The sequence below is a fragment of the Paenibacillus taichungensis genome, from assembly GCF_003287275.1.
Classification (GTDB): Bacteria; Bacillota; Bacilli; order Paenibacillales; family Paenibacillaceae; genus Paenibacillus; species Paenibacillus taichungensis_A.
In genome coordinates, this window is sequence record NZ_QEVW01000022.1 from 1 (window position 1) to 22,172 (window position 22,172).

Genomic DNA, 22,172 nt, shown 5'->3' on the forward strand with positions numbered 1-22,172 from the left:
GGATCAAACTCTCCAATAAAGATGAATTTCAGCAGCGTGGTTAGACACTATGAAAATCATCGGTGGTATTGAAAAGAGCGATAAGCTCATTTTGAAACTGACGATTCATTATGAATCAAAAGTTACTATCCATTTGTTCAGTTTTCAAGGAACTTGTTGTCGGTTTGTGTTAATGCTTGTCAACCGGACAGGAATCTTATCTTATCATGTTGACTAACTAACTGTCAACTCTTTTTTTCGCCAGCGTTCAAAGCGTTTCGACAATCATTCGTTTGAGGCGACAAGAAATAATATATCATGATCTAATTCATTTAGCAAGCACTTTTTAATAAACTTTATATAACTGCATTATAATCCACAACTCCTGCCAGCAATGGAGACGCTCAACTACATTAGATGAGAGATTATATAATTCCAGAAGGTGCTGGGTCCCTCTCTCCTTTTGAAACTGGTGATCCAAACGCTCTATAATAAGGTATATATATTATAGAATAAGGAATGACTAGGATACTCCTGTTCGTGCAGTCCATGGCACAATTTCTAATAATAATACCACTACTTCATTCAGGACGCGTTCCCTAAACACAATCAGCTTCATGTAGATCAAAGAAATACGGACGAATAACTATACGGGGTGAACCTATGAAGCAATGGTCAAAGAACATTCGAAAGGGTTATGGTAAAAAGCTCGTATCCATTCATGCGTGGAATGCCTGGATTGTTGTCATCCTCGCAATATCAGGCCTAATGCTGGTCGGTGGTTTCTGGCGAGAGTTACTCGGGATTGGACGCGTGTGGTTAAAGTGGTTGCATATTGTCGTCGGGCTAGCTATGCTGGCCCCCGTGGTGTATTACTTACTATTGGCGGGAAAACACTGGAAGCAACTTCGTAATAGACCCTGGCAGAGAGCAAATACAATCGTTGTGCTTGCACTGCTGGTAGGGTGGCTTTTATCAGGTATAGTGCTATGGCAGTTCAAGCTCGCTGGACCGAGATGGTCGAACGCCGCCCTTTTGGTTCATGATCTGCTCACGTGGATTGGCCTGCCTTATATCATCTACCACTCCATCACACGAACGAAATGGTTAAAAGATCCTGCACGCCGCGCTGTAAAAGCTACGACAGTTGTAGCAGAGGGTAGACATACGGAACGTCAAACCGGGAACTTTGATGAGGATACAACACCTGCGGCGGTCGTTTCTACTGAATCTGTGCGTACCATTAAGGAAAGTCCTCTTCATCAAGAAGAGAAACCCCAACCTGTCTATACACGCCGGGCATTTATTCGGTCTGCTGTCGGAGTGGGGTTGGCCGTGACTTTGGGACCTACTTTTATATCGTGGGTTGGACGTAACCTTAGTATAGACAACAGTATAGATAGCATGCTGGAGAACGATCCCAATCACATGGTCCCTTTACCCCAAGCACTGCCTGCTTCATCACCACCGATGGGAGGCGGAGCCGAAGGTCATTTTCGTGTATATACGGTGACACCGATCCCTTCCTTTTCCAATGCAAACTGGTCATTCCAAATTGATGGGCTTGTTGAACGCGCACAGGTATGGAACTGGGAACAGTTCGTGAAGCTTGCACGTACCGTTCAGGTCAGTGATTTTCACTGCGTGACAGGATGGTCTGTATACAGGAACACTTGGGAGGGCATATCTCTTAAGCAATTACTGACCCAAGCCGGAGTAAAACCCGAAGCACACAGCGTCAAATTCTACTCCGGCGATGGTGTATATACGGATGCCATTACGATGGATCAGGCACAGATGGAGGATATTATGGTAGCTGTCATGCATGATGGCAAACCAATTCCAGCAGATCTGGGCGGTCCGGTACGTTTGGTCATTCCACAGATGTATGCCTATAAGTCCGTCAAGTGGCTGAATCGCATTGAACTGATTGACAGCGAACATATCGGCTACTGGGAAGAACGAGGTTATGACAAGAACGCATGGCTTACTGGTGCTACTCAGGCGCGTTCCTGATGAGAGTGACTGCCGATATATAGTTAAGTTTAAAATAAATGCGCAAACCAAAGACCCCCGTTCCACTTATTCGTGGTACAGGGGTCTTTAAGTTATCAATTACTTACTTGAGTTAAGCTGCGATTTAACCAAAGTCTACTCACATTCACAATCTATCCCTGTTGATTCAAAAGACGGACCAGTTCGTCCTCATCCTCAATGGTAGGAATGCCGAGATCATGAGCTTTGGTCAGTTTGGAACCTGCTTTCTCTCCGGCAATAACGAGGTCTGTCTTTTTGGAGACACTGCCCGTTACTTTCGCTCCAAGGGCTTCCAGTCGTTGTGTTGCCTCTTCACGCGTGAGTTGATGCAGCGTTCCAGTAAGCACGACTGTTTTGCCACTGAAGAAGGAATCTTCCACAATCGCTGCTGGTGCCTCAGGCGCCTGGGCTTTCACGCCCAGATTCAGCATTTTCTCGATAGCTGCCTGTGTAAACGGGTCTGCAAAGAAAGTCACAATGCTCTCAGCTACAATGCCGCCTACGTCAGAAAGTTCAACAAGCTCCTCTGCCGTTGCATTCATAATGGCATGCAGGTCGCGGTAATGGTCAGCCAGCATACGTGTAGTCGATTTACCTGTATTCGGAATACCCAGTGAATATAGGAACGAAGCGAGGTCACGATCCTTACTCTGCTCTAAGGCAGCAATAAGATTGTTCGCTTTCTTTTCACCAAACCGCTCCAGCTTCACCAAATCATCAAATTGCAATGTATACAGGTCAGCAGGCTCACGCACGTTCAATTCATCGTACAGCTGAATCGCTGTTTTCTCGCTGAATGTCTCGATGTCCATGGCATCACGGGAAGCAAAATGAGAAATCCGGGCTACCGTCTGCGGTTTGCACGCAAGCTTATTGTTACAGAATAAATGCGCCCCACGCTGTTCCAGTGGGAATCCACATGCCGGACATTGCTCAGGGAACACAATTTCTTCGCCATCACTCTCTTCAGTCACTTTGCCCAGTATCTCAGGAATGACATCATTGGAACGACGGATAAAGACACGTGTACCCAAGGCAAACTTCAGATTTTTCCGCTCAATGTCACCCACGTTATTCAAAGTGCAGTTCTGTACCGTCACCCCAGCTAGCTCAACCGGTTCTACTCGAGCAAGTGGAGTTACTTTGCCCGTACGGCCCACATTCCAGACAACAGAGTTCAGAATAGTCGTGGTCTCTTCCGCTTCGAACTTGTATGCTACCGCCCAACGAGGGAATTTATCGGTGTAACCCAATGCCTCACGGGTGCGCATGTCTGTGATTTTGATAACAGCTCCATCAATCAGATAGTCCAGTTGACCACGGCTCTCCTGTATTGCAGCCAATTGCTCCATCACATCGTCAAACTCACGGAAATACGTGATGGACGGATTGACTTTGAATCGATTCTCACGGAGAAAGTCCATCATCTCCTGATGGTTGGCAAACTGAATATCATCCGAGTAACCTACATTATAGAAATAGGCGTTCAACCGCCGCTCAGCAGTAGTTTTTGGATTCAGGTTGCGCAGTGCTCCCGCTGCGGCATTCCGGGCATTTTTGAGCGGCTCCGCTGCTGTTTCATTATAGCGATTCAATACAGACAAATTCATGATGCCCTCACCCTGAACTTCAATCGTGCCGCCTGTATAAGGGATTTTGAGAGGAACCGACTTAATCGTTCTAACCTGCGCCAAAATGCCTTCGCCTACGGTTCCGTTTCCACGCGTAGAGGCTTGAACCAACTCACCGTTTGTGTACGTTAGATTCAGGGTCAGACCGTCAAACTTCAGTTCAATTACATAGCCAGGTTCGGGCAACGGATTGTCTGGATTCTTGGTGTTGAAGTCATTTACCAGCTTAAGCACACGAGTATTCCAGTTTCGCAGCTGCTCTATATTCTGGGCTTTGTCCAAGCTCCACAATGAGGATAAATGGCGATGCGGTGTAAACCCTTTGAGCAGTTCACCACCCACACGCTGTGTCGGAGAATCAGGCAAAACCATGCCACTCTCCTGTTCCAGCGTAACCAGTTCATCGTACAGAAGATCATACTCCTTATCACTGATCTGCGGCTGATCCATCGTGTAGTACTGATAATTATGCTGGTTCAGCTCGGTAACGAGTTGCTCCATCCGGTGCATCGGGTCCATACAGGGCCATCCCTCCGTTATTATAATTTGGATCTATGTAGCACGAACACTCAAAAACTGCACTTGAACTAAGATGGCAGAACAACTTTCCGATCGCTGTTATCCCCAAATTTCTTTAATTCGGGGATATCCAGGGATAAAGGCGAGTCGATCCTTACGAAGAAGGTTTCCTTAGGAAAGCTTTCATCTCCGCTTCTTCAGGCTATTTCTGCCCTCTTAGTTATTGTGCATTATTGAAGTTCGTTCTTAATCTATTCCACTTTGGTAATAGGAGCAAATCCTGCAAGCAGACGTTTTAGTCCAACCGGAGCCGGGAATGCGATCTGAAGCTCTGTGTCATTACCTGTGCCTTTCACCCCAACAATGGTACCTGTTCCCCATTTGCCGTGTTGTACTTTATCTCCGGCTTTGAAACCATCAGAACCAGCTCCGGCAGCGACCGGTTTAGATGCTGACGACGGGGCAGGCGAGCTGGATGTGCTGGACGACGTACTCATGGTAACCCGTGAGGAAGTAACGGACGAAGCAGAAGAGCCGCTTTGGCTCTGACGATCAAACAGTTTGCTTGCTCCGCCACCAAAATTGCTCCCACCACTGGCACCAAGTCCACGGCCAACATAGGATCCACCTGCGCTGCTACCACGACGGTAGCGGTCACGAGCGATTGAAGTATCCTCTTTTAACTCATCCGGAATTTCATCCAGGAAACGTGAAGGCGGGTTCGCCGTTGTGCGTCCGAACAAGGTCCGCATTTGCGCGCAAGACAGGAAGAGTTGTTCTTCCGCGCGCGTAATGCCCACATAAGCCAGTCTGCGTTCTTCCTCCAGCTCCTCGTTATCCATAAAGGCACGGCTGTGCGGGAAAACTCCTTCCTCCATACCAACGATAAAGACGACAGGGAATTCCAGACCTTTGGCACTGTGCATCGTCATCAGGGTAACTGCGTCACTCTGATCCTCTTCATCGTCGTTCATGCTGTCGATATCCGCAATAAGTGCGAGGTCGGTGAGGAAGGAAACGAGCGTTTTGTCTTCATTATTTTTCTCAAATTCCATGGTAACGGACAGGAACTCATCAATGTTTTCGAGCCGCGCACGGGATTCGAGTGTATTTTCATTTTGCATCTCCAGTCGATACTGGCTCATCTCAAGAATCTTCTCGGTCAGTTCAGTTACAGACAGATATTCCACCATCTGATGCAGCGCGGCAATCATGTCATAGAATTCCACCAGCGCATTCCGCGTTCGACCGGCAAAACCAAGATCGTCCACGACCTGAAGCACACGGAATATCGAAATCCCCCGTTCTCCTGCCGCAGCTGCCAGCTTCGCTACCGTTGTATCACCAATGCTGCGTTTTGGTACATTAATAATCCGGGTAAGACTGATGTCATCGTCAGGGTTCGAAAGCAGGCGCAGATACGCCAGAATGTCCTTGATCTCTTTACGATCATAGAACTTGATGCCGCCAACGATCTGATACGGAATATCAGACTTGATCAAAATTTCCTCTATAACCCGGGACTGGGCATTGGTACGGTACAAAATGGCATGATTCTGATAGGATTTGCCGTTCTTCACATTTTTACTAATCTCGGAGGTTACAAAGTATCCCTCATCATGCTCGGAGTCCGCACGATACACCTTGATCTTCGAACCACCCTCTTTGTCCGTCCACAGTTTCTTCGGTTTGCGCCCTGTATTCAGGCCGATTACCTCATTCGCTGCATTCAGGATATTCGAAGTGGAACGATAGTTTTGCTCCAGCAAAATCGTGTTGGCTTCAGGATAGTCTTTCTCAAAGTTCAGGATGTTGCTGATATCCGCTCCACGCCAGCGATAGATGGATTGGTCACTATCCCCTACGACGCAAATGCGGTGGTGACTGTCCGCGAGCATGCGGCAAAGCATGTACTGTGCACGGTTGGTATCCTGATACTCATCCACGTGAATGTACTGGAATTTCTTTTGGTAAAAGTCGAGAACTTCAGGCACTTCTTTGAAGAGTTGAATAGTCGCCATAATGAGATCGTCGAAGTCTAGCGAATTGTTGGCTCTGAGCCGTTTCTGGTACATCTTATACACTTTCGCCACAATGCCTTCGAAATAATCAGCAGCCTGCTTCTCATATTGCTCCGGACTGATCAATTCATTCTTCGCGGTGCTCATCATCGATTGAACGGCTTTGGGTTCAAATTTCTTGGTGTCGATGTTCTGGTCTTTCATACAACTACGAATGACAGATAATTGGTCAGATGAGTCCAAAATGCTGAAATTGGAGGTGAATCCAATGCGTTCAATGTCACGGCGCAGAATACGCACGCACATGGAGTGAAACGTTGATACCCAAATGTCACGCCCCTGAGAGCCGCCAACCAGTTGGGATACCCGGTCTTGCATCTCGCGTGCTGCTTTGTTCGTAAACGTAATAGCCAAAATGCCCCACGGGGGTGCTTTTCGTGTTGCAATAAGATAGGCAATCCGGTGTGTGAGCACCCGGGTTTTACCACTGCCCGCTCCGGCCATTATCAATAATGGTCCATCCGTCGCCTCGACGGCTTGCCGTTGGGGGGTGTTAAGCCGTGCAACGGCATCATGTATATTTACAGGTTGCATGCATGCATGCTCCTTTCATTGGTTGAAATATAAAGTCTAATTCAGAGGTTACACTAGGACTCCGATTGCAGAACCGTCCTTCGATCGCTGTTATCCCCAGATTTTTTTGATTCCCTTCTCCAAAGGGAAAATCCGGTGATAAAGGCGAACACTTCGTTTCTCCAGATCGATTCCGCCTTCTCCGTTTTAGTGTAAAAGATAATTAATCCTTATAAAAGCTGTTCTATAATAGCAAAGCCAAAGTTCTATTTTAACAGATCAAGAGGGGAAATTGGGGGAATGGTAAACTAAACCGATTAAACGGATTGTTTCACAGCCCGGACCGTCTCCAGCGCCTTGTGCAAATCACTGTACACAATGTTGCCAACCACTACGGTGTCTGCGACCTGTGCAGCTTGTCCAGCTTTCTCCGGACTATCAATCCCGCCGCCGTAGATAAGATGCGCCTTGGTGAGTTGTCTGTGTGTCTCTCCAACCAGCTCCATATCTCCAAACGTTCCGCTATACTCCAAGTATACGATAGGCAGGTTCAGCAGACGTTCCGCAGCCTGGGCGTAAGCAACCGTAGCATCCGTCGTCAATTCCGTATCCGCTCCGGTCATTCGGGCAACAGTGGAGTCGGCATTAAGGACAATATAGCCTTCTGCAATAAGCAGATCCCATGGAATCAGATAACCGTAACGCTCGATGGCTTGCTGGTGCTGTCCAATCATCCATTTGCTATCCGTTGCATTCAGCACCATCGGAATCAGATATCCGTCAAAACCAGGCACAACTGCCTCCAGATCGGATACTTCAAGCACACAGGGCAGCTCGTAGCGACGTACTCTGGACATCAGGTCCACCGTGTTGTCATAGGTAATTCCCGAAGACCCACCAACAATAATGGCATCAGTTCCCGACATGCAGATCAGGTCAAGTGTTTCATCCGTTATTTCCCGGTCCGGGTCTAGCTTAAATACATGTCTCCACTGCTTAATCATGTCTATCAACGAACATTCCTCCAGAGGTTCTTCTGCATCCTAAAAAGCTTGTAAACTAAGTCTAAGTCAGCAGGGAGTGAGTGTCAATGTTCGTATAAAAAGGGGAACAAAAAATCACAGACTTTTCCCTGGAATTGCAGGAGAAGCCTGTAATTTTAAAAGATAGGGATGTGATGCTACAGAATTTAAGTCAGCACCTGGTGCCAGTTCAAACATCAATATCTTGAGTAGGGTTGGATCCAAAGTCTCAAGTAGAGACACTCTATCCCCTTTGAATCATAATTTAATACTCAAGGCTTCCAGGCAAAACGTGTGTTCATCTCATCCAGTTCCTGCTCGGTCAATACATCCGAATACACGCCATACACGCCCCATTTCTCATAGTTCGCTACCTGGTCAGTGTCATTAATGGTATGCACATAGGTGACGGCTCCTGCCTGCTTCAGCTTGGCAACGAAATTCTGGTTTACTTTATATTCCGGCATGGTTACGGCATCGATGTCATTCTTTTGTACAAAATCAACCACCTGGGCTTCCGTATCCTGCGTCGCATAGAGTGTATAGATAATAGAAGGAAACGCGTAGATTTCTTTCACGGTTTCGAGCATTGGCTCGTTATAGATCTGTACTACAACCCGATTAAGGATTGATGAGTCATGTTTCTTGGCTGCGTCCACGAGTGATTTTAGCACCTGCTGAATATCCTCGTCTTTCTGTTCTTTTGTATCGGTCACGATATACATATCCGGGTACTTGGCCAATACATCCATAATGCCGTCGGCATCCATCGGTTGGTACATGCCCAGAATGGGCGTATTCATAAATTCATCATGTGTCAGTGCCCCAGCCTGTTTGTCTTCGGGTAACTCTTCGTCCTGTCCCAGCATTTTGCTCATGTTGGCGGTCCATTCATGCCTTGCTACAGCAACACGATCGGAGGTCAGCATAAAGTCAATCTCAAACACACGTGTGCCCTTCTCATAATTGGCAATCATCGCCTCATAGGCGTTGGTGTAAGGCTGCTCACGAATGCTGCCCATCGCATGCGCAATCAGTCGATAGGCCGTAAATCCATCATGCTGCTCCTCACTTTGACTTTCATAGGCAAAAAAGAGTGTGCCCACGGTTACGATGAGTAGGGTAATGACAGCGGCAATTCGTTTCATATGGCGTTCACTTCCTTAGTAGGGTGGTGGGAAAGAAAAAAGTATGGGTAAGAATTGTAATGATATGACGAAGCATGTGCGATTTTTCCTTTTTGATAGCTAACTACCCTGATTGAAGAGGTGTAAAACAAAAAGCCGCCCGAAGGCGGCTGTTAAATGGTGGATCATTAAAATTGAGCGAAGATTAATAAGCATTCTTAAGACCATTTCGAATGGTCTCCCATATGATTTTGATATCAAATAATAAGGACCAGTTTTCAATATAAAAGATATCCTGTTCAATCCGATCCTCGATCGACGTGTCTCCCCTTAATCCTTTACTCTGCGCCAATCCCGTAATTCCCGGGCGGACGTGATGTTTAATCATATACTTCGGAATTTCATCCCGGAATTGATTAACATAGTATGGACGTTCCGGCCTTGGGCCAACTACGCTCATGTGACCCAGCAACACGTTGAAAAATTGAGGCAATTCATCCAGACTGGTGCGTCTTATAAATGTGCCAAAGGCCGTACGGCGCGGATCATTCTTCGTTGACCAACCTGTATCTATTGTGCCTTCAGGAATGACTTTCATGGAGCGGAATTTATACATCATGAAGTTGCGTCGGTTGAGTCCAACGCGTTCTTGTTTGAAGATGATTGGACCGGATGATGTAATTCGTACGCCGAGTGCAACGATAGCCAGTACTGGAGAAGTCAGGATGATCGCGACGAGAGAAAACAGAATATCGAATGAACGCTTCATCAGTCGGTTTACGGCCATATCCAGTGGGATATCACGAACGTTAATCATTGGCATACCAGCAAAATTGTCAAAATGAGGACGGGCCGGTAAATAATCAAAGAAGTCTGGGATGATTAGCGTCCGCACTCCCGCCTTCTCACAGACATTAATAATGTGCGAATACTTATCGTGAGCATCCAGCGGCAGCGCCAAAATGACTTCGTCTATGAACTGGTTGGACAAAAACTCTTCCAGTTGGTCAATACGACCGAGGATTGGTTTGTATCTCCCCTGTTCCGTCCGATCCCAGCGGCGGTAATCGTCCAGAAATCCGGTCACCTCATATCCAAGCTCAGGATAGTTTCGAAGGTTGTCATAAAATCTTTTTCCTAACGAACCTGCACCAAGAATCAGCACGAACTGGCGGTTAAATCCTTTTTTACGCAATCGTTTCAGTTGTAATTTCACAGCATAGCGATAAAACATTGTGAATGATACGTTGCCAATCATGTATATGGCGAGATACGCACGAGAGATGTTTACTTCTTTGAAAAAGAACATCAGGCTCAGCAGCATGAAGAAGGCCACGCCATGAGATTGAACAATTCTCCAAAGTTCGTCTGCAAAACGCTTTTTGCGCTTGGGCGTGTATAGAGAGGACATCATGCCAACGAAGGTCGCAAGAACTCCGTAAACCAGACTCCATAACATGTATTTCTCTATAGGCAAGGGGCTCTGGTGTGTTAACAGATCACTTTCAAATTTCAGCCACCAGGCCAGCAGGAACGAAAGCTGGATCACGCCAAAGTCAGCCGCAATATACAGTTGGGTTAAAAATCGCTGATTACGCCGAATCATGGGTTCACCTCGGAAGAAGCTTCATTCTCCGCTCTCATGCGGGTTACAGTCTGCCCCGAGCGGGCAGGAAGAGACAGCTTGCTGCGCAGCAGAGACAACGAGAATTTGAGCGAGATGCCCATCCACACGGCTGCATTCGTAAACAGATTGTATTGCTTCGCATAATGTTTGCGGTGGAACACCCACATCGCTCTATGAAACTCATACGTAATTTTCAAAGGTTTGCGACGGGCACTGCCGCCCTTGTAGTGCACAATATATGTACGCGGATAATAAAAAATGCCCCAACCCGCCTCTTTGATGCGATAACACCAGTCGATATCTTCTCCATACATAAAAAACGTCTCATCCAACCCACCAACCTGCTCAATTGTCTCACGACGTACCAGCATGAACGCACCAACAAGACAGTCTACCGGATATTCATCGTCCGGGCTGAGGTGTCCCAATTGGTACTGATTGAACTTCGGTCGATCCGGGAAGAGGCGAGAAATACCGAACGCGTAATAAAAGGATGCCGATGGCGTAGGAAATCCTCGCTTGCATGCTTTATCCAGCGAGCCATCCGGGAGAATGACTTTACAGCCAGATGCCCCCATCTCAGGATGGCGATCCATAAAATAGACCATGGTATGCAGCGTATCTGGCTGGATAACGGTATCCGAATTGAGGAGCAGGATGTAACGTCCGTTAGCAATATCCATTCCTTGATTGTTGGCTACGGCAAAGCCGGTATTGTTAGCATTGGCAATCATACGAATGTCAGGGTACATATCTTGAATAGCTTGAACTGAATCGTCTCTTGATGCGTTATCTACAACAATAATCTCGTATTGGTAGGAAGTCTCGGAAGCGTAAACCGATGCCAAGCAATCCAGAGTCAGTTGACGTGTATTGTAGTTAACGATGATGATGCCAACATCAATCTCACCATTTTTAATTGTATTCGACACTTCGGTTCGTGAAGCATCTGTTGTATAAATCATTTTGAAAACTCCTGACTTCATCTCTTGTTTAACTATTGAAATTATAGCATATCTTGGACATGGCAAGGGACTAAAAGTAGATTCAAGCTGCACTTTCATACCTTCTTCAATACATAGATGAGTTTGAGAACAAGGTTATCCAACGAGGCTTGACGGTAGAAAGGCATGTTTAGGGCATACTTTATCCGTCTGATAAAGCTATCTTCTAATCCATCCAAAAAATGTTTAATGTCTTGTGATTGAGTTGAAGTTAGATACTCTCCATACATGTCATCAAATAACCTTGCTTGCTCACTTAATTTCAGGCTTCCTGCATTTATAAATCGATCAAATCTTCTTTTCCATTTCGTACTCCATCCTTCATTGCTACCTCCCATAACGTTCTCCTGATGTTGCCGATACAGGATGGTAGGCTCCTCATCAAAGATAACTTCTCCGAAGGTACTAACATAAAGGTAAATCCAACGGTCGTGCATAAGAATACTTGTCAGATCAGAGGGCAAATTAGACCTCATCTGCTCGAATGCGACTGGATTCAGGACCATCGTGCAGCCCACACAGCAATTTTCAACCAGAGCGTTATACATGCTGAGTGGTTTCGGGGGAAGCTGAGGCCATATGTTCAAAGGGTTCAACTCCTGATCTACCATTTGGGTAGACGAACAATACATCAGCGGAATATCGGATGGCCTTGAGTGGAGTTTTTCCACAGCTCTGCTGAGTTTAAGCGGCTGCCACACATCGTCTTGATCACAAAAGGCGTAATAATCATATATAGGCTTTGTTAAACGCACCAGTTCAAAAAAACTTCCAATCACACCTAAATTCTCACCTTCGAAAATATGAATTCCGATCTGAGCGGGAATAGATTCAGCATATTTACGAACCTTATGGAGAGTTTCATGGGAGGAACCATCATCCCTGATGTAAATATCCATTTTGACGTGGCGCTGAGCGAGCAAACTTTCAAGCTGTTCCTCAATATATTTTTCACCGTTATATGTAGAAAGCATGACACATACTTTGGATTGGCTCACTTTTCACCTCAAGAATTAACTTTTCTCTTTATTATATACGAAACTCCCGCTCGGAAATACAAGAGCGAGAGTTCGTAGATGGCTATTCGATTTGTTTAACTTCTGACAAAGAACGGATAAAATCACGTAACCCTTCCTGCCACGGGCGGAGATCTGTCAAACCGTTGGTTCGGATGGACAGGTGATCCATCACTGAATGAGCCGGTCTGGGAGCCGGTCTCGGAAACTGCTCCGTTGTGCAAGGTTCCAATTCAGCTTGAATGGAAATTCCCCCAGTCGTTCGAGCCTCGTCAAATATAGCTTGGGTAAATCCGTACCATGTGCAATCTCCGCGATTGGAAGCATGGTATATCCCATACATGTCTGTAACCATCAATTCAATAAGGAATACAGCCAGATCTACAGTATATGTGGGTGATCCTTTTTGATCATAAACGACCTGAAGTTTTGGTTTTTCCTGCCCCAGCTTCAGCATCGTTTTGACAAAATTATTGCCATAAAGGCCGTACACCCATGATGTTCGTACAACAAACCATTTGGAGCACAGTGACTGTACCAGCCATTCTCCAGCTCGTTTGGATTTGCCGTACACACTTTGAGGATTCGTATTGTCATATTCCTGATAGGCAATAGCCGAATTACCGTCAAAGACATAGTCTGTGCTGATATAAATGAGTTTGGCTCCGACTTTTTCGGCGGCTACAGCAACATTACGTGTTCCTACCGCATTAACCTTATATGCACCATCTACATCTTTCTCTGCTGCATCCACAGCAGTATAGGCTGCACAATGTATAATGACCTCTGGGTGATATGATGATATGACCTCCTTACACTGGGCTTGATTGGTTATATCCATCTGATCCCGATCACATGCAAGAACACCATGCCCTGCTTTTTCTAAAAGAAGCACAACATCCCGTCCAAGCTGACCATTGGCACCAGTTACGAGAACCTTCATGCCTTATCGTCTCCTAAACGGGCCCCATACTGCTTCTCATAATACTCCTGATAAGCGCCTGATTGAATACGTGTCCACCAATCCTTGTTATCTAAATACCACTGAATGGTTTCCTTAATTCCTGTCTCAAAATTATGCTTAGGCTGCCAGCCAAGTTCGGTCATCGTTTTGGTTGGGTCGATACCATAACGCCGATCATGTCCCAGACGATCCTGTACATATTGGATCAAGGATTCAGGTTTACCCAGTTGCTCCAGGATGGTCTTCACAATGTGTGTGTTCGTCCGCTCGTTGTTACCGCCAATATTATAGACCTCACCATTACGCCCCTTATGAATAACCAGATCGATGGCACTGCAATGGTCCTCTACATAAAGCCAATCCCGAATATTGAGCCCATCTCCGTATACAGGCAAAGCTTCATCATTCAACGCACGTGAGATCATGAGGGGAATCAATTTCTCAGGAAACTGAAGCGGACCATAGTTGTTGGAGCAACGCGTAATATTTACAGGCAGACCGAAGGTTTCGTGGTAGGCACGCACCAGCAAGTCTCCTCCTGCTTTGGAGGCAGAGTAAGGGCTGTTAGGTTGAAGCGGCGTCTCTTCCGTGAACAAACCTGTTGGACCTAAGGAACCGTAAACCTCATCCGTTGATACTTGCACGAACTTCGTAATATTGTGTTTTTTAGCGGCTTCAAGAAGCACCTGAGTTCCATTCACATTTGTACGAACAAAAACATCCGGCTCCAGTATGCTGCGATCCACGTGCGATTCTGCCGCGAAGTTAACAACAACGTCTAAGCCTTGACCGATCAGGCGGTCCATCTCTGCAGCATCTGTAATATCTGCTTTGATGAAAGTATGCCGCTTGTTACCTTCAAGAGATTTTAAATTCTCTAGATTGCCGGCATAGGTAAGCGCGTCTACATTGATGATTTCGTAGCTCGAATACTGCTCAAGCATATACATAACAAAATTACTTCCAATAAATCCGGCTCCGCCGGTGACGAGCAATTTCATGGGATACCTCCTTTAGAGATTAGAAAAAACGTACATCTCATAAAGTCGTTCATCCTATTACTTATTCAATTGAATTGCACTTGGTGCTATTCGTTCAAGAAACTAAACATCATAATTACCACTCAAGCAGATGTTGATGGATGTTTTTTTATAATCTCTACTAATACTCTAGTTCAAGAGATGTAATTCTGCAGATAAAGTTAATCGTTTTACTTACCTACATAAATACAATGTAATAAACATAAAAAAGCACCCTCAAATGGTTTAAGAGGGTGCTAGAAGGGCAAATTTTCTATATAAGCGACCATACTTATCGATAATATTAACTAAAACCTACTCTATAAAAAACCAGATAGTTAATTGAATTATTACCCAGTCCATGATATTGGATTTATTTAAATCGAAGTGTCTACGTAAATCGAGAAGAAGCTATTTAGGGAGAAGTTAAAAAGTAGATCTATCATCTTTGCTGATAGGTCCCGTCCAATATAGCTCCCCACCATTTTGGATTTTCTTGATACCATTTTACCGTTTCTTTTATCCCTGTCTCAAATCTATGCTTAGGTTCCCAACCTAATTCGTTTTTAATTTTAGTTGCATCAATAGCATAACGTCTATCATGCCCAAGCCGATCTTCAACATAGTTAATTAGAGAATCAGGCTTATCTAATAATTGCAAAATATGCGTTACAATATCAATATTCGTATACTCATTGTTCCCACCAATATTATAGATCTCACCAATAAACCCTTTATGGATCACGAGGTCGATTGCGCTACAATGATCCTCAACGTAGAGCCAATCTCTTACGTTAAGGCCGTCTCCATAAACTGGCAAGGACTTGTTGTTCATGGCACGGATAATCATCAATGGAATAAGTTTCTCCGGAAACTGATATGGCCCATAATTATTTGAACATCTGGTAATGTTAACAGGGAGCCCGTAAGTTTCATAATATGCTCTCACAAGCAGATCAGCTCCTGCTTTACTAGAGGAATAAGGACTATTAGGAACCAAAGGAGTTGTTTCACTGAATAACCCTGTTTCTCCTAAAGAACCGTACACTTCGTCTGTAGACACTTGGACATATTTCAAAACACTGTATTTCCTCGATAATTCTAACAACGTTTGAGTACCAACTATATTCGTCATAACAAAAACATTCGGATCCACTATACTCCGGTCCACATGAGACTCAGCTGCAAAATTTACGATTACATCTATTCCTTCTTGGAATAATGGTTCAATTGAGTCTTGGTCAAGAATACTAGCACAGACAAATTTATAGTTTGAGTATCCTTTAGCATGGACCAGATTTTCTGGATTTCCTGCATAGGTCAAAGAATCAACATTTATAATATTGTAATCGGGATAATGTAGCAACATATAGTTAATAAAATTACTTCCTATAAATCCTGCTCCACCAGTTACTAAAATTCTCAAGTCAGCACCTACTTTTCATTATTTTGAACCATGTCCCATTCTTCTTGGCTAGTAATAGCGTAAAACCCTGCTTTGTTTTTAAATTTACAAATGACTTGAATTTTCTCTATACTATCATTGAGATTGATATAACCAACCCATCCAGCATCATCGGCATTCTCTTTCCCTATCGCTTTAGATAATCCAGGGCGTTCAATTCCAGCTAATCCAGCTCCTAGAACCTGATTCTTATTATCAATAAATAAAATGAAATCCACTTGATCTTTACCTGAAAAAAACCATCCGGAAACAATGCCCATATTACTAGACACCTTAGTTATTGAATCAAAATTTCCTAATAGATTATCTATAGATTTTATCTGAGATTTATTTATAGGTTGGCCCTCTTTATAAACTTCTTTGAGGGAGCTTTTATCAAACAAATTAGGGAATTCGTTTTTTAACAACTGTATAACATCTACAGTGTCCTCTTTTTGATTCACTATGATAGGTTTAGATTCAGGTTTTATAGTATGCTTAAATTCATCTTTAACTAGCACTATCAACAGAACAACAAGCAATAGATCGAATAGAATTAGCAATATTTTTTTCATTTTTTCCTCTTTTGGAGATATTCTGAATGATTTTGGCAAAATAGCGTCACTGGGATGGAGCTAGCCACCACTATAGAATCAAAAGAGTGAGCTCTTTTTCTAGATCCTAGTAACAAAGGCAGCTAAACTCCTTTTAGATAATAGCACAAGCTTTCGATTATTAATCTCTAATAATCTTACAATACTATAGTTATCAAGAACTCGAAATCTAAGTAACGCTTCACCATTAATTTCTCTTTCCAAAACCCAAGTATGCATACCCTCATGTCCTACAGAAAAACTCATTTGCTGAACTATATTCCCGTCCTGAACTAGTTCTAGAAATAAATTAGCACCCAGATGGGAAAAAAGAAAATAATTAATTTTATTACCAACTCCAAATAGAGAGTATTCAACATATCCACTATATGGGATAGTATTAGATATCGTCAAAATTGAGTTCTTCTTGAAATATTTATTTTGAACTGTAACTCCATCTAAAAAACTAAGATGATTACTAACTAGTACATCATAAAGGTCATGCTCTTTTCTAAACATTTTTTGACTACCTGTTTTAAAGACAGCAGCTTCTTTGTTCTTTGTCAGTTCAAGTACGGATGAAGCTATACTATTATTCTTCAGTAATGTTTCATGGAGAATAGCTTTCATAGCTTCCATTTCTTTGATATTATCCATTCTTTCTGAATTAAAAATTTCGTCCATTTGATTTATCTTTCTTTCTAAAAAAAGAGACTTTTTTTCTAATTCAACTAACCTATTTTTAACTTCTTTGATTTCGCTGTCTATTTTTTCTTCAAGTTTTTCATCCCACTTTTTTATATCTGATAAAATCGAAGTGCCCATATCGTGATTTATTTCTCTTTTACGTACTTGATAAATAATATCAGGTTCATTTTCGTTTGCAATTTTTTTAAATTCAACAGTATCATCCGAAGTGAACGGAACACCTGATTTATTTACCGCTAAGATATAGCATATTTGATCACATACATTTTGCAGAGACCGGCGCGCATTCCGCTTTTCCTCTTCTGATAAATCAATATAATCAGGGAAATAAAAAAATTCCATGCTAACAGTGTGTATATTTATACTTAATTGACTATTATCACTTAGACCTAATCCCCAATTAAAAGCATGTGGATTGTAATAATCCCTTTTATCTATAGAAGTAGCTGAATCAGATGTAAAAAAGCGAAAACTAGACTCATTAAATACCTGCTTATGATAAAAATTAGATAGGTTTACAGTTTCCATATGGTAAGGAGCCAAAACATAAATCAGAGACTTATGCTTACAAACACGATAAATTTCCTCCATAATAAGGTGGATATTATCGAAGTGCTCTAAGGAATGTGAACATAACATAATATCAACTGAGTTATCTTCAAGAGGGATTCCTTTATTCAAGTCCGCTACGATGTCAACTCCAGGAAAAAAATAGCGATCTATTCCAAGGTACCCCTCAGCTTTCGTGTGTCCACAACCCAAGTCCACTCTGACTAAATTTTCCATTCATGTATCCTCCACCATTTAACTAAGTCATTCTTTCAGGTCAATATGAAGCAAATCAACAATCGGCAAATAAATACTTAGTCTATTTAATAATTTGTATAAGTAACCCCTTCTATTTTTATTTTCAAATGTTCCAATTACTTTGAAGGTACTTTGGAAAGATAACTGAATCGTAAAATGCTTTTCTGAACAATTCAATAAAGGCTCAAATTTGAAATAAGTCCAGTCATTAAAACTAATGTTACTAATCTCTATTATCGAATCTCTTAATTTCCTTCCGTTCGAAAATAAAGCCATGTGAATTGTTCCAGTACCAACTTCTCCATTTAAAGTCCCGAAGATTATGCCTATTTCACTTAATTTATCTATAGTACAAATAAATTTATACTTTTTCGATGTCGAAATAGGCCTTGAAAAGCTAATAGAATCAGCATCTATGACTTTTGTAGCGATTGGATTAAGCCCATGACTCGTAGAGAAAGTATGATTTTTTAATTTTTGTGCACTAGTTTTTAACATAAGATGCTCTAGTAGTTTACTTCTTACTAATTCTAAGCTGTATTCATTATTAATCAAATCATTGATATTATTAGAAATCCCCTTCCATTTTCCTTTGTTTTTTATAGCTTTCTCTAGTGTTTGGAATATACTTATGGTTGTAAAATCTTTCGATAAATAACCCGTTAACTCATCAACTATTAATTCTGGGATTCCACCACAGGGGCAGGCGACCGGGATTAATCCACCCGCTGCGCAAATTAACAAGGTTTGTGGAATACTCTCATCAACTGAAGTTGATAATATAATATCATTGTTGGAGATTATCTCCTCCATCGGTGCAAGCCCATGCAATCTAATGTTGTCCTTCAATTCATTTTTTTCGATATAACTTTGTATTTCTTCAACATACGACGACAGCATTTGAAGTTTGTATCCGTAGATATTGAGCTCTATATTATGTCCATGTTGAATGAGTAGATGGCATGCTTCCACCGCTTCTAACTGGCGCTTCCTTTTTTGCAATGTTCCACCTATTGCTATTGAGATCTTTTGTCCTTCGTTATTTTTTTCATTAAATTTATGATTAAAGACTATCGAGGGGATTTTCACTGTAGTTAAATCAAATGCTTGATTGTAAAGTTTAGCAGCCCAATCTGAATCGGAAATCGTTCCACTTGCTGCAGCTTTCAATTCCAACATTCTTTCGTCAGAATATCCAGTAGGTTGAAATAAAGCAAACACAGAATGAACATCCACCATGGACGCAGCTGAGACAATGTCCTGAATGTAACTGCTGCATATTATTAATCCAATATCTTGATTAGATATCCAATTAAGTAAAGATTCAATATAATTATCATCTCTATTTCTTATGTTGTATGGAGCATTGATTATGGGTTTTAACCCTAAATCTTGAATATATTCGTTTATGTTCTCAACGTTTTCATCATCTCCATAGTTTTTTTCATCCGGAACACAGATCTGAACATCAATACCCGCACTATGCAACATTTTACCGATTTGTACCCCATAAATTTCCGAACCAGAAATCATAGAAGAATTCAAAAATATAAAACATTTATTATGGTTAATATTTGCTAGTAATTGAGCAGTATATATAATGTAATTACTAAATTCATCTTCCTCTAATGGTATTTTTCTAGTGCTTGTTCTAATAAAACTATCATCATTATTAGTGAGATTAATAACAAGACTTGATAAGTCCATCAATTGTATAGCAGCTTGAAGCTGTTCGTCATTCCATGGAAGTCCGTTTTTAGGGAAGTATAAATCCATTTTAAAGACATTTTGAACACATTCAAGTTGATTGTAATCAAGTACATCTGGGAAGCGATTCGACTGAAGTCCATACGAAATCAAAAATATAATTGGTATATTTAGTTCTTTGTATTGGCTGACGAAGTCCGTTATAAAAAGACCTGTACAATCAACCAAAAAGAGAAAATCAATGTCTGATGGTGAAAATGATGAAAGTTGCCATTCTCCACAAGTTATTATAATAGAATCCGCATGCTGCTGATGTAAAAGTTCCTTATACTTAGAAATCTTATCATTATAGACATTACAAACTAAAAGAATCCGAATTTTACGGTTTAGGTTAAACTCAGATTTGAACGGAGAAAGTTGATTATTATTAATACCGAACAATCGGTTATTAAAAGAATTTTCATTTTTATAATAGGTATGTCCTTCAAAAAAAGGTTTATATACGATGTTCTCTACATTCAGATACTCATCATAATTTTTTAAATATGGTAATAAAGCGTTAAAATCAAATACATCAAATTGATCAATCGTATCAGGCAGTAGTTTTTTAGTTCTTGCAGAGATTAACTTTTCATCAGTCATATATGCATAAGTTAACTTGTAATCCATTTTAACCGAAAGCCCCAGCGAAACTGGAGAGGAAGGACCTAGTTCAGTACTAAGTATCTTATTCACAAAATTAAAGGAAGCACCTAATGATTTAGCTCTAAACCATAAATCCCAATCACATAAACGTCGCATTCCAATATGAGAATCATAAAGTCCATATTTTTCGAAGAAGGACCTTTTACAGAGGACTGAACCATTTGGAATAGTGTTTAAATGATATAATATTTCAAATGTTAACGGCCATTCTCCAAGAAGAAAATATTGCTCGTCGTTAACTTTCATATTTGTGATAGAATATTGAACATCAGCTGGTTTTGAATTCATTGCATCTAGTAAAACTTCCAAAAAAAGAGGGTCCCATATGTTATCATCAAATATAAAGGCAACATAATCCCCTCTAGCTTTCAATATGCCTTCATTTGTTCTAACAGCTGGTAAACCGCAATTAATATCATGACGTATATAAACTATTCTATTATCTTTTGAAGCAAATTGAGTTATAAGGTCTTGAGATCCGTCGCTAGAACCATCATCAATAATGATAAATTCAAAATTTTTATATGTCTGACTCAGGACCGACTCTATACAACGTTTGAGGAAACCTTCTGCCATTCTAGAGTAAGTTGGCATAACAATACTAACTAAGGGATTATTATTCTCGTAACCATTATCAAGGATATGCTGATCTTTAGTGAACTCTTGAAATTTCATTATCATTTTCCTTTTTCCAGTTAATAGTTTTTTTAATTCCTTCTTCAAGGTTATATTTTGGTGACCACTCACAGTCTTCTTTAATCTTTGATATATCTAACACATTTCTAATAACTCCACTATAATTATCTTTCCTAACTATTACTGCTTCTATCTCCAGAACCCTCTCAATTATTTGTATGATATCAATCAACTTTCTGCCTTCACCAGTTCCAACATTGTATATCCCGTTTTTGCTTCGATTTAACAGTGTAATAAGTGCATCACAAAAGTCATCAATGAAAATATAGTCCCTTACAGAATTCTCTGCTCCACTCCATATGGAAATATCCTTGCCATTAAGAATATTCTGTATAAAAATATCTATAACTCCTTGTTCAACTTTTCTATAAAGGTGACAACCATAAATATTTGAAATCCGAAGAATGAGATAATCGATATTATGAACTCGACTATAAAATTTTATAACTTCCTCACTTAATAATTTTCCTTGCCCATAAGATGATAGAGGGTTCAGTTCAGTCGATTCAGACAAATTTTGTTCTTCAACACTTCCATATATTGTCCCCCCCGATGAAGGAAACACTATCTTTTTAACATTTAATCTTACCATTGTATCTAAGACACTATCCAGTGCTGAAAGTGAATTCTGTAATTCAAATTTCAAATTATATTGACTTGAACTTGGTAACGAATGTGAAACAAAATAAAATACAATATCTATATTTTCCATTGCCAAATCAATTAAATTTTCATCAAATACATTCCCTACCATGGTCTCTATATTTAATCCATTAAATCTATTATTGATATTTCTATCTAAAATTCTTACATTCCAGCCATTATTATACAATGCCATTGCTACGCTAAAGCCTATAAAACCTTGTCCACCAATCACTAGCGCACTCTTTCCCATTTTTCTCCTCCATTTCCCTTTTTGTTAAGTAAAAATCTATACCATTTCTTTGAAAGGAGAATGTTAATTTAAGATATA

The 22,172-nt window shown here is 41.5% G+C and carries 15 protein-coding genes; 1 reads left to right on the forward strand and 14 read right to left on the reverse strand.

From position 1 onward, the window contains the following. The first annotated feature begins 642 nt into the window (after window positions 1-642). Complete coding sequence (locus tag DC345_RS26435; RefSeq protein WP_113055746.1) at window positions 643-1,995, forward strand: molybdopterin-dependent oxidoreductase; 1,353 nt, start codon at window positions 643-645, stop codon at window positions 1,993-1,995. A 152-nt stretch (window positions 1,996-2,147) separates the two neighbouring features. On the opposite strand, the gene ligA is transcribed toward DC345_RS26435, so the two are convergent. The 14 genes from ligA to DC345_RS26505 form a co-directional block, all read right to left on the reverse strand. Next, window positions 2,148-4,166: an NAD-dependent DNA ligase LigA gene (gene ligA, locus DC345_RS26440; RefSeq protein ID WP_113055747.1), complete on the reverse strand. Its 2,019-nt coding sequence runs from the start codon at window positions 4,164-4,166 to the stop codon at window positions 2,148-2,150. Between the two features lie 251 nt (window positions 4,167-4,417). Beyond that, window positions 4,418-6,781 carry a DNA helicase PcrA gene (gene pcrA, locus DC345_RS26445; RefSeq protein ID WP_113055748.1) on the reverse strand — a complete coding sequence of 788 codons (2,364 nt, stop codon included), beginning with the start codon at window positions 6,779-6,781 and terminating at the stop codon, window positions 4,418-4,420. Window positions 6,782-7,077: 296 nt separating this feature from the next. Beyond that, window positions 7,078-7,773: a heptaprenylglyceryl phosphate synthase gene (pcrB, locus tag DC345_RS26450; RefSeq protein WP_113055749.1), complete on the reverse strand. Its 696-nt coding sequence runs from the start codon at window positions 7,771-7,773 to the stop codon at window positions 7,078-7,080. 281 nt (window positions 7,774-8,054) lie between these two features. Then, a complete protein-coding gene (locus DC345_RS26455; RefSeq protein ID WP_113055750.1) occupies window positions 8,055-8,930 on the reverse strand; it encodes a phosphatidylinositol-specific phospholipase C/glycerophosphodiester phosphodiesterase family protein in 876 nt (291 codons plus the stop codon). Between the two features lie 184 nt (window positions 8,931-9,114). Next, window positions 9,115-10,515 (reverse strand): undecaprenyl-phosphate glucose phosphotransferase, encoded by a 1,401-nt coding sequence (locus tag DC345_RS26460; protein ID WP_113055751.1) that lies wholly within the window; start codon window positions 10,513-10,515, stop codon window positions 9,115-9,117. After that, window positions 10,512-11,441, reverse strand: a complete 930-nt coding sequence (locus DC345_RS26465) for a glycosyltransferase family 2 protein (protein WP_113055800.1) — start codon at window positions 11,439-11,441, stop codon at window positions 10,512-10,514. The genes DC345_RS26460 and DC345_RS26465 overlap by 4 nt, the downstream gene beginning before the upstream one ends. 155 nt (window positions 11,442-11,596) lie before the next feature. Further along, complete coding sequence (locus DC345_RS26470) at window positions 11,597-12,538, reverse strand: glycosyltransferase family 2 protein (RefSeq protein ID WP_146752166.1); 942 nt, start codon at window positions 12,536-12,538, stop codon at window positions 11,597-11,599. An 82-nt stretch (window positions 12,539-12,620) separates the two neighbouring features. Further along, window positions 12,621-13,499, reverse strand: coding sequence for a dTDP-4-dehydrorhamnose reductase (gene rfbD, locus DC345_RS26475; protein ID WP_113055753.1), 879 nt, complete (start codon window positions 13,497-13,499; stop codon window positions 12,621-12,623). Continuing rightward, the gene (rfbB, locus tag DC345_RS26480) at window positions 13,496-14,521 is read right to left on the reverse strand and encodes a dTDP-glucose 4,6-dehydratase (protein WP_113055754.1); all 1,026 of its coding nucleotides are present in this window, start codon (window positions 14,519-14,521) and stop codon (window positions 13,496-13,498) included. The genes rfbD and rfbB (DC345_RS26480) overlap by 4 nt, the downstream gene beginning before the upstream one ends. Before the next feature lie 460 nt (window positions 14,522-14,981). After that, window positions 14,982-15,965: a dTDP-glucose 4,6-dehydratase gene (rfbB, locus tag DC345_RS26485; RefSeq protein WP_113055755.1), complete on the reverse strand. Its 984-nt coding sequence runs from the start codon at window positions 15,963-15,965 to the stop codon at window positions 14,982-14,984. A gap of 8 nt (window positions 15,966-15,973) precedes the next feature. Beyond that, window positions 15,974-16,597: a hypothetical protein gene (locus DC345_RS26490; RefSeq protein WP_181586741.1), complete on the reverse strand. Its 624-nt coding sequence runs from the start codon at window positions 16,595-16,597 to the stop codon at window positions 15,974-15,976. Between the two features lie 60 nt (window positions 16,598-16,657). Beyond that, window positions 16,658-18,070 (reverse strand): class I SAM-dependent methyltransferase, encoded by a 1,413-nt coding sequence (locus DC345_RS26495; RefSeq protein ID WP_113055757.1) that lies wholly within the window; start codon window positions 18,068-18,070, stop codon window positions 16,658-16,660. A 27-nt stretch (window positions 18,071-18,097) separates the two neighbouring features. Continuing rightward, a complete protein-coding gene (locus tag DC345_RS26500; RefSeq protein WP_181586742.1) occupies window positions 18,098-21,178 on the reverse strand; it encodes a glycosyltransferase in 3,081 nt (1,026 codons plus the stop codon). After that, window positions 21,156-22,094, reverse strand: coding sequence for an NAD-dependent epimerase/dehydratase family protein (locus DC345_RS26505; protein WP_113055759.1), 939 nt, complete (start codon window positions 22,092-22,094; stop codon window positions 21,156-21,158). The genes DC345_RS26500 and DC345_RS26505 overlap by 23 nt, the downstream gene beginning before the upstream one ends. Window positions 22,095-22,172: the final 78 nt, after the last annotated feature.